15 protein-coding genes are annotated in these 13,785 nt (G+C 46.6%); 4 read left to right on the forward strand and 11 right to left on the reverse strand.

Annotation, left to right across the window (positions count from 1 at the left end):
- Positions 1–110: 110 nt before the first annotated feature.
- Positions 111–1,022 carry a LytR/AlgR family response regulator transcription factor gene (locus MHI38_RS06300; RefSeq protein WP_253500013.1) on the reverse strand — a complete coding sequence of 304 codons (912 nt, stop codon included), beginning with the start codon at positions 1,020–1,022 and terminating at the stop codon, positions 111–113.
- Between the two features lie 58 nt (positions 1,023–1,080).
- Positions 1,081–2,733, reverse strand: coding sequence for a sensor histidine kinase (locus MHI38_RS06305; RefSeq protein ID WP_341181908.1), 1,653 nt, complete (start codon positions 2,731–2,733; stop codon positions 1,081–1,083).
- 827 nt (positions 2,734–3,560) lie between these two features.
- Here MHI38_RS06305 and MHI38_RS06310 point away from each other — a divergent pair.
- Together MHI38_RS06310 and MHI38_RS06315 are read left to right on the forward strand one after the other, a co-directional pair.
- Positions 3,561–3,890: a transposase gene (locus MHI38_RS06310; protein ID WP_308723560.1), complete on the forward strand. Its 330-nt coding sequence runs from the start codon at positions 3,561–3,563 to the stop codon at positions 3,888–3,890.
- Between the two features lie 5 nt (positions 3,891–3,895).
- Complete coding sequence (locus tag MHI38_RS06315; protein ID WP_308723561.1) at positions 3,896–4,801, forward strand: IS3 family transposase; 906 nt, start codon at positions 3,896–3,898, stop codon at positions 4,799–4,801.
- A 665-nt stretch (positions 4,802–5,466) separates the two neighbouring features.
- Here MHI38_RS06315 and MHI38_RS06320 read toward each other — a convergent pair.
- The 5 genes from MHI38_RS06320 to MHI38_RS06340 form a co-directional block, all read right to left on the reverse strand.
- The gene (locus MHI38_RS06320; protein ID WP_145331903.1) at positions 5,467–5,754 is read right to left on the reverse strand and encodes a stage VI sporulation protein F; all 288 of its coding nucleotides are present in this window, start codon (positions 5,752–5,754) and stop codon (positions 5,467–5,469) included.
- 106 nt (positions 5,755–5,860) lie between these two features.
- The gene (recG, locus tag MHI38_RS06325) at positions 5,861–7,906 is read right to left on the reverse strand and encodes an ATP-dependent DNA helicase RecG (protein WP_154888332.1); all 2,046 of its coding nucleotides are present in this window, start codon (positions 7,904–7,906) and stop codon (positions 5,861–5,863) included.
- Positions 7,907–7,916: 10 nt separating this feature from the next.
- Positions 7,917–8,780 carry a DegV family protein gene (locus MHI38_RS06330; RefSeq protein WP_154888331.1) on the reverse strand — a complete coding sequence of 288 codons (864 nt, stop codon included), beginning with the start codon at positions 8,778–8,780 and terminating at the stop codon, positions 7,917–7,919.
- A 101-nt stretch (positions 8,781–8,881) separates the two neighbouring features.
- Positions 8,882–10,681, reverse strand: coding sequence for a DAK2 domain-containing protein (locus tag MHI38_RS06335; RefSeq protein WP_154888329.1), 1,800 nt, complete (start codon positions 10,679–10,681; stop codon positions 8,882–8,884).
- Positions 10,678–10,860, reverse strand: coding sequence for a hypothetical protein (locus MHI38_RS06340; protein WP_090923632.1), 183 nt, complete (start codon positions 10,858–10,860; stop codon positions 10,678–10,680). The genes MHI38_RS06335 and MHI38_RS06340 overlap by 4 nt, the downstream gene beginning before the upstream one ends.
- Before the next feature lie 54 nt (positions 10,861–10,914).
- Here MHI38_RS06340 and MHI38_RS06345 point away from each other — a divergent pair, with 54 nt between their 5' ends.
- Together MHI38_RS06345 and rpmB are read left to right on the forward strand one after the other, a co-directional pair.
- Positions 10,915–11,091 (forward strand): hypothetical protein, encoded by a 177-nt coding sequence (locus MHI38_RS06345; protein ID WP_186809620.1) that lies wholly within the window; start codon positions 10,915–10,917, stop codon positions 11,089–11,091.
- A gap of 226 nt (positions 11,092–11,317) precedes the next feature.
- Complete coding sequence (rpmB, locus tag MHI38_RS06350) at positions 11,318–11,506, forward strand: 50S ribosomal protein L28 (RefSeq protein ID WP_024631107.1); 189 nt, start codon at positions 11,318–11,320, stop codon at positions 11,504–11,506.
- Between the two features lie 190 nt (positions 11,507–11,696).
- Here the strand turns inward: rpmB and spoVM are convergent, their stop codons facing one another.
- From spoVM to rsgA, 4 genes are all read right to left on the reverse strand, one after another.
- Positions 11,697–11,777, reverse strand: a complete 81-nt coding sequence (gene spoVM / locus MHI38_RS06355) for a stage V sporulation protein SpoVM (protein ID WP_019424875.1) — start codon at positions 11,775–11,777, stop codon at positions 11,697–11,699.
- Positions 11,778–11,942: 165 nt separating this feature from the next.
- Complete coding sequence (locus MHI38_RS06360) at positions 11,943–12,194, reverse strand: hypothetical protein (protein WP_090923633.1); 252 nt, start codon at positions 12,192–12,194, stop codon at positions 11,943–11,945.
- Positions 12,195–12,197: 3 nt separating this feature from the next.
- A complete protein-coding gene (rpe, locus tag MHI38_RS06365; RefSeq protein ID WP_090923634.1) occupies positions 12,198–12,857 on the reverse strand; it encodes a ribulose-phosphate 3-epimerase in 660 nt (219 codons plus the stop codon).
- Between the two features lies 1 nt (position 12,858).
- Positions 12,859–13,776, reverse strand: a complete 918-nt coding sequence (rsgA, locus tag MHI38_RS06370) for a ribosome small subunit-dependent GTPase A (protein WP_090923635.1) — start codon at positions 13,774–13,776, stop codon at positions 12,859–12,861.
- Positions 13,777–13,785 lie beyond the last annotated feature (9 nt).

The raw sequence follows: 13,785 nt of genomic DNA on the forward strand, positions 1-13,785 counted from the left end.
TCTGTACCATTCAAACATACTTGAATGCGTTCACAAGACCATCATATATGAAAGGGGATTCATCGAGCCGTTCTGAGCATGAGTTGCATCAAATACGGAATGAAATGCCGTTATATGCGCATGAGTTGCCTGAATTCTTTGACTTTGCCACGACTGACGGGCACTTCGGCTTCCAGATCGCGCAAACGAAGCAGATACGTATTGTTAAACCAAGGCACGATCTCACGAATTTGGACAAGATTCACGAGGTAGGAACGATGGCAACGGAAGAAGGCATCCTGCGGCAAGCGACTGTGAAAATCGGAAATGCTGACCGGCATCGTGAACTCTCCATTTTTGGTATACACCTTAGTGACCTTCTCCTGAGCCTCCGCATAATAGATGTCCGCCGAATCGGTGACAATGATATTGTCATTGCGCAGCAAATTGACCCGTGTTCCTGTCAGATGATCCGCCGCCTGTGATGGAGAATTAGTAGATATCGGTCGCTGCTCCAGTCCTTGATGTGCCTGCCGTACGCCAGAGCGAACCTGATCTTCTCTTGTGTCATGTCCTCGCTGAGCCCCATGATCATTTGCTGACGAATGTTCCTCTGCGCGCCGATATGCCCGGTTCTCCCCCTGCATTAGGCTATCGATGTTCTCCGTTTGCTCCTGATCGCGTTTGAAGGTCAGCTCCAACTTGTGCAACATGGCTGCGATCCGCTTCTCGTCATAAGGCTTCAAAATATAATCAAAGGCTTCCAGTTCAAAAGCCTCAGCCGCATGCTCCTTATAGGCTGTCGTAAATACGATGTAAGGTTTACGTGCAAACTTGCCAATATGATGTGCCAGCATCATACCGTCCAGCGAAGGAATGTTAATATCGAGAAATAGTACATCCACTTCCTGCTCCTGCAAAAATTTAAGCACATCCAGGCCATCTTCCAGACAATCCACAACATCAATCTGGCTATGTTCGTGAATGAGATAACTCAATTCTTCACTTGCCGGAATTTCATCCTCCACAACTAAGGCTCTCATCCTTCTTTTGTCTACCCCATTCAACATGCCTTCATCTAACGCTTTCATCGCTTCATCATCACCTTGATATGACATCTCCTTTGGGTACATCAAATAAAATCTCGGTCCCTTGCTCTAACCTTCTAATCGTTAGGCCTTGTCCATAAATCAACTTCACACGCCGATGCACATTATATAGCCCGATTTGGTTGCCCGGCATGCGATCATGGTAGACTTTTTCAATAATATCCCCACTGATGCCTGCCCCGGTATCACTCACGCTAATACGCACAAAATCAGAATGATCCTGTACCTGAATCCGCACGGTTCCAGGGCCTTTAACCTTCAGAATCCCATGTATAATCGCGTTTTCTACGAGAGGCTGAATGACCAGGCTTGGAATATGCACTGCCACTTCATCAATCTCGTAGATAACCGTGAGTCTGCTGCCAAAACGCGCTTTTTCAATCTCCACATAATTACGGACTTGCTCCAGCTCTTTATGAATATCAATTAACTCATCCGACAGCTCCAAGTTGTAACGCATGTAACCCGAGAGGTTAACAATAAGTTCCCGCGCACGATCCGGCTTGGTGCGTATGGACGAAGCGATAGCGTTCAGCGCATTGAACAAAAAATGAGGATGAATCGTTGTCTGTAATGCGCGTAATTCCGCTTTGTTCGCCGCAGCCTTAATCTCCTCTACCCGCGAAACCTCCATCTGTGTGGAGATAATCTGAGAAAGTCCCACAGCCATCGTTTGCAGTGGATACGTAATTTTGTAGGCTTTACGATAATAGATTTTAAGCGCGCCCGTCACATCGCCCCGTTCTTTCAGGGGAATGATCAGCAACGAGTGGATATCCGGGGTTTTCTCATCTGTTACATCGTTACTGATCGTAATTTCCCCGCTGGAAATCGTCTTCTTGGTCATTTCACTAATAATCTCATTGCCAATATGATACCGTTCCTCGCCAAAACCAACATAAGCCAAAACATTCCGTGTATCGGTGATCGCTACCGCGTCGGCCTGGATATCTTCCTGAATGATTTTACATATTTTGCGCAGGGAATCCTCATCAATGGAGCGGAAATAAGGCAGTGTTTTATTCGCAATCTCCAATGCCAGCTTGGCCTGACGGCCTGCAATTAACTCCTTTTCCCCCTCCACACTCTGCACCAGAAGTACGATCAGCCCAATGTTCACCTCACCCAGAATCATCGGCAGTGCAATCTTCGAAACGATATCTGCTCCAAGCGGGTCAGGATACGAGTATAGGAGAATCAGCAGCATCGTGAGCGCTTCAATGATCATGCCTGCCCCAATACCGATCATCCAGCGTTTGGATTTTGGGGTGTATTTGTGAATGTAACCAGACACCAACCCCGCAAGTATACTTGTGATCAGGCACGGAATCGCGGTTATGCCATCCATATCGATGAGGTAACGATGCATCCCGGACACGAGTCCCGTAATAATGCCCACCGGTGCTCCAAACAAAATTCCACCTGATAAAATCGCAATGATCCGCACATTAACAAGTGAGCCTTCAACGTTGATGCCTGTATATGTACCAAAGATGGCAAACGCACAGAATAACATAGTTACCGCAGCATACTCCTGCCACCTTAACTTGCCCTTCTGCAAAATCTGCCTGAACCGCGGCACCCGCGACAGAAAAAACAAAAATATAATCAGCAGCGCCGCCCGCTCAAACAGCCCCAGCAGCATCGTAAACATTTCCAATCCATCTTCCTCCACATCTATCTGAAAAAAATAACAATAACAACGCCAGATCACCCTCATGCATCCCACACTGCGATATTGTATCCGCACTACTCGTATGCAACAGTTTACCCTCCCCTTTGGAGGAAAGCAAAGGATATCCTGTGAAAATCAAAAAAAAAGAAAAGGGATGTGGTATAATCAGGAAACTAATATTTGCCTTTATAAGGATACTTCTACCTACAACTTCTCCACAGAAAGGTGCTCTTACATGCTTGCCATTTTACTCCTTGGTTCGCTTCTGTTATTTAGTCTTATAATCTATATTTTAAAATGGATCTCCGGGCGATCCGGCAATGCTGAACGATCCACAGGACGAGTACTCCAGATCGTTTTATGTGTTTCAATTCTGGTGCTAGCCGTACAAGATTACATATTCGCAGAGCTTCCCCATAATGGAGTATTCATCGCCACCTTAATCACAATGTGGTATGCAACTATGGTCCCGGACCGTGCTCCCGTATCCAACAAGACCAAAGAGGCCAACCGAACATCTGAATAACATTGTTCAACTATGTCTGGGTAGCGCAGCGAAATAGCTAAAAGCAAGATCAGATGTGATTAACTTTACCCTACTACATCACCAAGCTCCCCCGTTACAATACCCCACAGTCATTCTTTCCTCTTCAACACACCACCTCAAATGCTAACGGTCTCACATGAGCTTATTTGAGCAATACAGAGCTGCCTGGAATTGTAACTTTAAAGCCCCCTAATCCAATTGGACACTCAAAGCTACCTCAGATACACTAAATGAAATGAGGAGAGTGTTCATGAAAAGACGATTTAGATGCCCAGTTGAGGCGAAAAAGGAGTATGTCGTAGAGGTGCTTTCTGGCCTCCGGACAGAGGTCGTGGCACGAAAGTACGGCATGTCTCCTAAAACGCTGACGACTTGGGTTCGTCAATACGAAGATGAGGTGGGGGAACTGGTGGCTAAAAAACAAAAAGAAACACAACAAATACAGCAAGATGTAGCCAACTATCAAGAATTACAGGAGAAATACAATGAAGCTTTGAAACTTCTTGGCGCAAAAGAATTAGAAAACCAGATTCTTAAGGATCTCGTTAAAAAAAAGTATCCCGACTACAAACCGCGATAGGTTGGATTGAGCGAGGATATCCTGTCCGTACGGTGCTCCGGATCTGCGATGTTCCTCGCTCAACATATTATTATCACTTGAAACACCCTGAACGCCAGCAACCCATAAGTAGCGGACGAAAAATCCCTGGATACTCTTACAACCAGCAAGGGAATCGTATTTCGGACACTCGGATTGTCGGGTTTCTTCGTCGTTTGATTCAAGGGCCAAATGCAGCGTTTGGCTACCGAAAACTAACCGTGTTGTTACGCCGAAAGTACAATCTGGTAATTAACAAAAAGAAAGTATATCGGCTCTGTAAGTCTCTCAGTATCCTTCTCCCTCAGCGCGAACAAATCCATACCGTACCGAGAAAAGTAGCTAATAACCGAACGGTAGATGGGCCTAACCAATTGTGGCAGATGGATATCAAGTACGGTTATGTTGCGGGGAAACGCCGGCACTTTTTCCTCGCAAGTATTATTGATGTTTTTGATCGTCGAATCGTCGCTCACCATCGCGGTAAAGCCTGCGACACGCAGAGCATCCTGCATACGCTCCGGCAGGCTATGGTAACGCGACGTATCCCTAAGACCGAGCCAAAGCTCGTGATTCGTACCGATAACGGCCCTCAGTTTATAAGCAAAGCGTTTTATAACTTCTGTGAAGAAGCAGGTTTAGAGCATGAGCGGACACCCGTTCGAACACCGAATAAAAATGCTTTTATTGAATCGTTTCATAGTGTTCTGGAACGTGAGTGTTACCAGCGACATTGTTTCGAAAGCTACGAAGAAGCCTTTTCCGAGGTAGACCGTTATATCCGTTATTACAACAAAGACCGTATTCACGGCAGTCTACACGACTGGTCGCCGACAGATTACCTGCGCCTGGTCAACGAAGGAACCATAGAGCCCAAATCCATTGCATTATGATGCGTCAATCTGAGAAAAAGCTAGCTAGTGTCCAATATTAAGGGGTTGAACCGATTTCGCTGAAAAGAGAGTAAAAATGTCCATTTTCATATCAAATTCCTAAAATAAGCTCTCCTGTGATCGTTAGAAAATAAAAAGGTGTGATATACCCTAAATAGCGTCTCCGGTGATCGTTAGAAAAACCAAGCTCCCTGGTGCCCTCTCAGCATCTTAAACATTTCCAATCTAACTTCCTCCACATCTATCAAAAAAATAACAGAGCCCGATAACCGTCATACATCTCGCATCTCATACTGTGAGATTATGTCTACACTACTCGTATACCGCGGTCTTCCCTTCCAAGTGAGGAAAACAGAAATTATCCTCTCTAAAAATCCAAAAAGGCATTTCATCAAGTCATATATGACTGATGAAACACCCTTCTTTACATTACCAATCTCTCTTGAATGTAATGTGCCTTTCAAAAGAACGTTCGTTTACAGTTTAACGGAGAGGACAGAAATAGCCTAAAGAAGCGGAGCGTTCGCCTTTATCACCGGATTATACCTTTATAGAGGGTAATTCACAAAAAATCCGGGGATAACAGCGATCAGAAGGGTATTCTGTCCTCGTAGTGCCACGTGTAAACACTCATCTTTCTTTGCAGGATAACATCACATTCAACTTTACCTGAACATACCCCACAGCTTAATCAAATGAAACGTATTGTTCGGATCAATCTTCTGCGCGATCACAAAAGTAACAAATTGCTCCTCCTGTGCAGGTGAGAAGTTCTCATTCATAATGACTGCCGATGATTTAATGAGCCGACGCACCTTCGCTTTATCCTGCAGATCGGCCTTCGTTACGCCATCGATCAGCTTTTTAATCCGCTCTTTAACCGCAGGATTTTTCATCTTAAGTTTGATCCGCTCCACCAGCTGCGGACTAATTCCATATTGTTGGTAACCCAAAACGTACAGCACCTCCCAAAAAATGAACTCACTTCTTATTCATATGTCGGGAGGGCTTGTTCACTTGTCACTTTTTACAAAACATGCCTTAAAACACATCCAGCGCTTAATCGATCAGATCACCCTTGAACACCTGCTGTTGCTGAAGAAAATCACGTAGAGGTGTATAGTCAACTGAAGTCCAGAACGTAGCATCCGCAATCAGTGCGGATACATCATCCCGCGCCTGCTCCAGTACGGCGAAGTCTGCTACCATATCGGCCAGTCGGAATTCAGGTAGCCCACTCTGTTTGGTGCCAAAGAAATCACCTGGCCCCCGGAGATCCAAATCACGCCGTGACACCTCGAATCCATCCTCGGTTTCGGTCATGACCTTCATGCGTTCCTGCCCGACCTCTGTCTTCGGATCAGCAATAAGCACACAATAGGATGCATGGGCACCACGTCCAACACGCCCCCGCAGCTGATGCAGCTGGGACAAACCAAAACGGTCTGCGTCCATAATGACCATCAGTGTGGCATTGGGTACATCGACTCCGACTTCTACCACCGTGGTAGATACCAAAAGCTGAATGTCATTGCTATAGAACTCTCGCATCATTTCTTCTTTTTCCGCAGCTGTCATGCGCCCGTGGAGCAGCCCTACTTTGTATTTAGGGAAATTCTGCTGCATCTGTACATGCAGGTCAATCGCATTTTGCACATCCAGCTTTTCCGATTCCTCGATCAGTGGGCAAATCAGATAAGCCTGACGTCCCTGATCTACCTCTCTCGAAATAAAACCGAGCACTCGCTCCATCATGTCGTGCTTCACCCAGTACGTGGAGATCGGAATTCGCCCCTTCGGCCGCTCCGATATCGTCGACACCTCAATATCGCCAAATGCCGTAATCGCAAGCGTCCGCGGAATAGGTGTTGCGGTCATCGTTAATACATCCGGATTATACCCTTTACGTCTCAAAACGCTGCGCTGATTCACCCCGAAGCGATGCTGCTCGTCCGTCACCACAAGGCCCAGCTCCCGGAAAAAGACATCTTCCTGAATCAGGGCGTGTGTGCCCACCACAATATCCAGCATTCCCATCTGCAAGGAGGCGATCAGATCTTTCCGTTTGCGTCCGTTTACACTGCCCGTTAACAGACCCACCGTCACACCAAAAGGCTCAAACAGCTTCTGCAAGGATCGCATATGCTGTTCCGCCAGAATCTCAGTTGGCACCATAAGTGCCCCCTGAAAGCCGGAGCGCACCGTCGTATAAAGTGCAATGGCTGCGATCACCGTTTTACCAGAACCTACATCGCCTTGCAGCAACCGATTCATCGCATAGGGTGAACGCATATCATGCAATATTTCAAGTTCCACCTTCTTTTGCGCATCTGTCAACTCAAACGGCAAACTACGTACAAACTCTCGAATCGTCGTATTGTCCGTTGTATGTACCATGCCATCCATTCGGTTTCGATTTAACGCACGAAACGCCTGCATTTTAAGTTGGAACAAAAATAACTCCTCATAGACCATGCGCTGTCTGGCTCGCTGACCTTCCTGATTATCTTGCGGACGGTGAATACCGGCTATTGCCTGCTTGCGTGGCATCAGATTATATTTTTTAATCAATGCCTGCGGTAAAATCTCCGGAATCATCTCACCGTACTGAGTCAGCCCCTGGTTAATCGTCTTGCGCATCCATTGCTGCGTGACCTTGCCCGTGACGGAATATACCGGTTGCAGTGTGCCTGAACGTCCATCGCCTTTATCCGGGAATTCCGAATCAGATACGTTAAGCTGCATACGCTTTTGTTCCCATTTCCCTGTAAGCACAATTTCCCGGTTGGGTGTAAGCTGGTCCTTGAGAAAATGGCGGTTAAACCACGTTGCCGTAATCATCCACTCTTCCGTCATAATCTTGCAAGTCAGACGGGACTTTTTACCATAACGTTGCAACACTGGAACACCCATAACCTGACCTTGTACCGTAATTTTGTCTCCGTCTTTTACCTCACTAAGCGAACGCAGACGATAATCTTCATAACGAAACGGATAATACTCCAGCAAGTCTTTCACACTAGAGATGCCAAAGGCGTGAAGCTCTCCCTCTTTGAGAGCACTCACGCCGTTAATTTGCTTGACTGATATTTCTTCCAAGTTCATATCTAATCCCTCATTCCGGAACAGGCCACATAAAGATAGCAATAACACCGGGCCCCACATGACTGCCAATAACGGCCCCGATATTCGTATAGATCACTTCATTCAATGTAAAATGACCTCGTAACTGTTCCGCACAAGCCTCTGCTGACGCGGGGTCGGCCGTATGACCTACCGCCAGATTGACTCGCTTTCCAGCCAGATCCCTCTGGAACAGTTCAATAATACGTGCCATAGCCTTTTTATGACCTCTGACTTTCTCTACGGCGTAGATTACGCCTTCTTCATCGATAGACAGGATCGGTTTGATATTTAACAGCGTTCCCAAGATCGCTGAGGCTTTGCCAATCCGTCCGCCTTTCTGCAGATACTCCAGCGTATCCACCAGAAAAAACAGTTTACGGGATTGTTGCATTGCCTCCACAGCAACTGCAATCTCAGCAACAGACTTGCCTTGTTCAGCAAGCTCGGCAGCATGTACAACCATTAGACCATACCCGTAGGAAGCCGATTTTGAATCAATGATTGTTAGATCCGCTTCCCGTTCCAGTAGAGACTTGCCGAGCATCGCCGATTGATACGTACCACTCATGCCCGAAGACAAGTGTATAGATACGATAGGTCGGTCCGGGTTTTCGTCCAGCAAACGCTGGTACACATCCATAAAATCGGTAGGAGAAGGCTGTGAAGTCGTAGGCAGGACTGCGCTCTGCCTTAACTTATCGTAAAACTGCTCCGAAGTCAGTTCCACTCCATCCGCATAGTTTTCTTCCCCAAACAACACGCGCAAGGGAACCACATGTATACCGTATTTACGAACCAGTTCCTCAGGAATATCCGCCGTACTGTCCGTTACAATCGCAACCTTGTGGCTCACAGGCTCTCCTCCTCTTCACATCAAGTGCTATCATGCATGTTTAACAAGTCATTCGTCCAGCGTCTAAAATCGATAGTGATTGGCTTGTGAAACAACCGCAATTAGGACTCTACAGAGAACAGATAATAGTACACGGGCTGTCCTCCCTGATGTACCTCGACTTCCGCGTCAGGATACTGCTCTTCCAGCCATGCAACAAGAGAAGAAGTAATCTCAGCGTCAGCCTCTTCCCCCTCAAGAACCGTAACCACTTCATCTCCGCTCTCCATCATCTGCCCAAGCAGACCTTCACAAGCATGAAGCATGCTCTCATCTGTCGCAACAATTTTGGAGTTATAGATCCCGATATAATTTCCGGCTTTGATATCCAGTTCATCATATTGTGTATCCCGAACGGCATGTGTCACTTGTCCGGACTGCACGCGGCTAATGGCCTCCAGCATCTGTTCACGGTTCGTTTCCGCAGACTCATCCTCTTGGAAAGCAAATGCCGCTGCCATCCCTTGTGGAATGGTCTTGCTTGGAATAACCGTAATCCGGCGCTCATCCTCCAGCAATTCACGAGCTTGTTCAGCTGCAAGAACGATGTTGGAGTTGTTCGGTAAAATAAAGATTTGATCCGCCGCAATCGAACGAACGGCTTTTACAAAGTCTTCTGTGCTTGGGTTCATCGTCTGACCACCAGACATCACCACATCTACACCCAGACTTTTGAAAATTTCCGCAATGCCGTCACCGGAAGAAACCGCAATAAAGCCATATGGTGCCATTTCATCAGCCGGAAGCACCGCTTCTTCCAATGTGCTTGTCTTCTCATGCGGAATGTCAGCAAAGAGATCAGGTGAAGCTGCAATATCCATGCCTGCGCTCAGCAGGTCCCGGTGCTGTTCACGCATATTGAGAATATGAATCTGTGTAATTTCTCCATACTTCAAAGCCAGATTTAATACATCACCAGGTGTCTTGGAATGCACATGCACCTTAATCACTTCATCGTCTGCAATGATGATGATCGAATCTCCATTTATTGACAACGATTTACGGAACGACTCTTCATCAAATGTTGCTCCTGCATTCTCACCAAGCTCACGATTGATGAAAAACTCCATGTCGTACAGGAATTCAATATCTTCTGTTTCCAATCTTGCCTGAGCTGACAAAGGCATCTCGGGCGTAATTACTTGTGCCGTCTTCGTTGCAACTGGCTCGATTGCAGGCGTTTTCACCGGTGTTGCTGCTGAAGAAGCAGATTCTTTTTGCAGTGAGGCACGTGAACTACCGTCTGTTTTCAATAGCACGTCCATAAAACCTTCATAAATATATACAAGACCCTGACCACCCGAATCCACCACACCGACCTGCTTTAAAACAGGCAGCAACTCTGGAGTCATCGCCAGCGCTTCTTTTGCTTTTAATAGAACTTCATTCATTAATTCAGTGATATCATTCGTCCGTCTTGCATAGTAGCTGGCATGTTTAGCCGCTTCTTTTGCTACGGTAAGAATGGTTCCCTCCACAGGTTTAACTACAGCTTTGTATGCTGCGTCAACACCATTTTGCAGGGCGGCTGCAAATTGAATCGTATTCAATTCTTCATAAGGAGCTGCTGAACGGCTGAATCCACGGAACAATTGGGATAAAATAACCCCTGAATTTCCGCGCGCGCCCATAAGCAAGCCCTTCGACAGTATTGCGGCAGCTTCTCCGATGGAAGCAGAGCTCTTTCTTTTGATCTCTGCAACACCAGCAGTCATTGTCAAATTCATATTTGTTCCCGTGTCACCATCCGGCACAGGGAAAACATTCAGGGAATTGACGTGTTCTGCGTGCTGCCCTAGTTGTTCCGCTCCGGCGAGAACCATTGCGGTGAAATCTGTTCCATTTAAAGAACGTATACTCAAGTGAGAATTCCCCTTCCTAGCTTGATACACGAACAACTTGCACCAAGAATCAATTTGGTCTGTTCATGCGCTAACGCGGCTGCGTTATTCTTCGTCCATACCTTGTCCGGCACAGGCATATAATACAACATGTCAGCCGGATAAACGGTCTGGGCGGCCGGGCTACCAATATCCTGCATTCTCTGCAACCCGTTATGCGGGCATAGGGATATGCACCGGTATCAGAAGCCGACATGAATGCCGCATGGAGACTGGTGCCAATGATGGAATGCCGCATCTCACAGCGTTGCCAAAAAAGCAAACCTCCAACCTCTACGTACGGTTTTTTCTCCGGCTTCCCGCGGCAACAGCCTATTCATGGCTGTATTATGGACTATTCAACATTGTACTATATTAGACAAGAGAAATAAATAAAGTTTTTGGATCAGTTGACGAAGCTTTTTTGATTATGATATTATATTTAAGTATTGTTTTATGCAGGTTAAGTAATGGAAATGATCCGGCCATGCCGGCTTGAACAACCCATTAGCTACTGAAGCCTGACCTTTAGGATCAGGTAAGAACAATTAAGTCCTTATGGAATGACGTTTGTCTCTCCCAAAGGCACTGGTTATTTTAGGATAGGAGGTGTAATCTATGTCTCGCAAATGTTATGTGACAGGTAAGAAACCGGGCACCGGTAACCACGTATCCCACGCTAACAACCGTAACCGTCGTTCTTGGGGCGTAAACGTTCAGAAGGTTCGTATTCTCGTGAACGGCAAACCAAAACGTGTATACGTAAGCACCCGTGCACTGAAAGCCGGTAAAGTGACTCGCGTATAATCACGCAAAGCTACTATAAATCGGGTAAGCAAAAAGCACCTTGTTCCTTGCAGGTGCTTTTTTGGTGTTCCAAAAAGCACATGTCCAACACACAGGAATGGCCGCCGCATGGCACATCATACAGATCTGGTTCTCCAGATGAGCGTGGAGCCAAAACGGCGGTATTCGACTAACTGTGCTGTTAATCAGATCAGTTCTTTTGAAACGTATTCAGGATCGCCTTTACAAACCCTCCCAAAAACTTCGGCAGTTTGAATGTGTAAAATTTCATACTTCACCCTCCCCATCATGCTCATGCATCCGCCGTATCCTATGCTTCAGGCCTTTTTCACCCAAACACGACAAAAAAGGCTACATGAGAAACCTGCTCATGTAACCATATTTATGCGGAACCTGCTGTCCCTATTCCACAATGACAAGCCTGAGATCAGCCCATTTACGTTTGAGTAGGGATGTACTGATAAACAGCGATCATAAAAACACTCATGAGATAATACAGTATGCTGAAAATGACAAAAGTAATCCGATGTCCCTTCCGATCAAACTTTCGGAAATACATGATAACTACGGCAACCCCAATTAATGACGTGAGCGCATTAAATGGAGCCTGGAGAACTGAAAACAGTGCAAGCACCAAGCCCGTAATCATGCTTCCCGCCATTGTCAGCAATGTCTCTTTAAAAGTCATGAATTAACCCTCGTAACTGCTACGAATCTCGGCAATGGCAGCAGCGCGGTCTTCACGTCCGAATACGGCACTACCAGCGACCAGAACATCAGCACCAGCTTCCACAACGAGTGGAGCTGTATCTGCAGCAATACCGCCGTCTACCTCGATATGTACGTCATGACGTCCTCTTTCGTTCAGCCATGTACGAATCTGCTTGATTTTGTTCATCGTACCGGAAATAAATGCTTGTCCGCCAAAACCAGGATTCACCGTCATGACAAGAACCATATCTACATCGTCCAGTACTTCCTGAATTGCACTTGCTGGAGTACCAGGATTAAGAGCAACGCCTGCCATAATTCCCTGCTCTTTAATGAGATGAATGACACGGTGCAGATGCACGCACGCCTCAGCATGAACTGTAATCACCGCTGCGCCGGCTTTAGCGAACTCTTCCACGTACCGTTCCGGATTCTCAATCATTAGATGAACGTCAAGCGGCAATGTTGTATGAGGTGCAATGGCCTTAACAATAGCAGGACCGAGTGTAATATTAGGAACGAAGTGCCCGTCCATAACGTCAACATGAATCCAATCTCCGCCTGCTGCTTGTGCTTCGGCAACCTCTGCACCTAATTTGGCGAAGTCAGCCGATAATATTGATGGGGCAATTTTAATCATATTAATACCTCCGCTTCTTATCTTTCATTTCTGTCAGGAACTGAACATAATGCTGGTATCGACTTTCAGAGACCAGCCCTTCCTCCTTGGCTGTCAGCACTTTACAGCCTGGTTCATGCGTATGCGTACAACCACGGAACTTACACTGATCAGCAAACTGGGCAAACTCTCGGAAACATGTGGATAATTCCTCCACACCAATCTCCAGAAAGTCCAACTGGCTGAATCCCGGTGTATCCGCAACAAATCCGCCATTATCAAGTGGAATGAGTTCCACATGTCTGGTCGTATGTTTACCGCGCCCAAGACGCATGCTGATTGCACTCGTTTCCAAGGTAAGACCTGGCATCAATGCGTTCAGCATCGATGATTTGCCAACACCAGACTGACCGGAAAACACGCTGATCTTGCCCGCAAGGCGTTCTCTAAGCAGCTCACTGCCTTCTCCAGTCCTTGAACTGGTCGAAATAACCTCATACCCTATCTGCTCGTACATTGTCTTCACTTCAGCCACGATATTCCGATCCTCAGCTTCTGGATCAATCAAATCCTGTTTCGTCAGCACGATAAGGGCATCAAGTCCAGCTTGCTCAATATGCACGAGGAACTTATCTAGGAGATTCAGGTTCATATCGGGCTCTTTGACCGAAAATAGCAAAACAGCCAAGCTGACGTTTGCTACAGGCGGACGAATTAACTCGGTCTCTCGCTTGTGAATCTCATCGACGGTTCCTTCCCCATTCTCCGTGAGCATGTAGCTTACACGGTCACCAACAAGCGGAGAAGTGCCTCTTTTGCGAAAAATCCCCCTGGCTCTGCATTGAACGGCGGAACCTTCAACCGAAGGAACCCCGTTGTCTTCTACTGGCATGACATAGTAGTAACCACTTAACGCTTTAACGATGATACCTTCTGGCACAGCTCCGTC

It is taken from the genome of Paenibacillus sp. FSL K6-1558 (assembly GCF_038002565.1).
GTDB lineage: Bacteria > Bacillota > Bacilli > Paenibacillales > Paenibacillaceae > Paenibacillus > Paenibacillus polysaccharolyticus.

What these genes read in the sequence shown, in the direction of transcription:
- recG (WP_154888332.1), bottom strand. Translation starts at nt 7,906, where the DNA reads ATGAACTTGGAAGAAATATCAGTCAAGCAAATTAACGGCGTGAGTGCT.
- MHI38_RS06340 (WP_090923632.1), bottom strand. Translation starts at nt 10,860, where the DNA reads ATGCAGGATATTGGTAGCCCGGCCGCCCAGACCGTTTATCCGGCTGAC.
- MHI38_RS06345 (WP_186809620.1), top strand. Translation starts at nt 10,915, where the DNA reads ATGAATGCCGCATGGAGACTGGTGCCAATGATGGAATGCCGCATCTCA.
- MHI38_RS06305 (WP_341181908.1), bottom strand. Translation starts at nt 2,733, where the DNA reads ATGCTGCTGGGGCTGTTTGAGCGGGCGGCGCTGCTGATTATATTTTTG.
- MHI38_RS06360 (WP_090923633.1), bottom strand. Translation starts at nt 12,194, where the DNA reads ATGACTTTTAAAGAGACATTGCTGACAATGGCGGGAAGCATGATTACG.
- MHI38_RS06310 (WP_308723560.1), top strand. Translation starts at nt 3,561, where the DNA reads ATGAAAAGACGATTTAGATGCCCAGTTGAGGCGAAAAAGGAGTATGTC.
- rpmB (WP_024631107.1), top strand. Translation starts at nt 11,318, where the DNA reads ATGTCTCGCAAATGTTATGTGACAGGTAAGAAACCGGGCACCGGTAAC.
- MHI38_RS06300 (WP_253500013.1), bottom strand. Translation starts at nt 1,022, where the DNA reads ATGAGAGCCTTAGTTGTGGAGGATGAAATTCCGGCAAGTGAAGAATTG.
- spoVM (WP_019424875.1), bottom strand. Translation starts at nt 11,777, where the DNA reads ATGAAATTTTACACATTCAAACTGCCGAAGTTTTTGGGAGGGTTTGTA.
- rpe (WP_090923634.1), bottom strand. Translation starts at nt 12,857, where the DNA reads ATGATTAAAATTGCCCCATCAATATTATCGGCTGACTTCGCCAAATTA.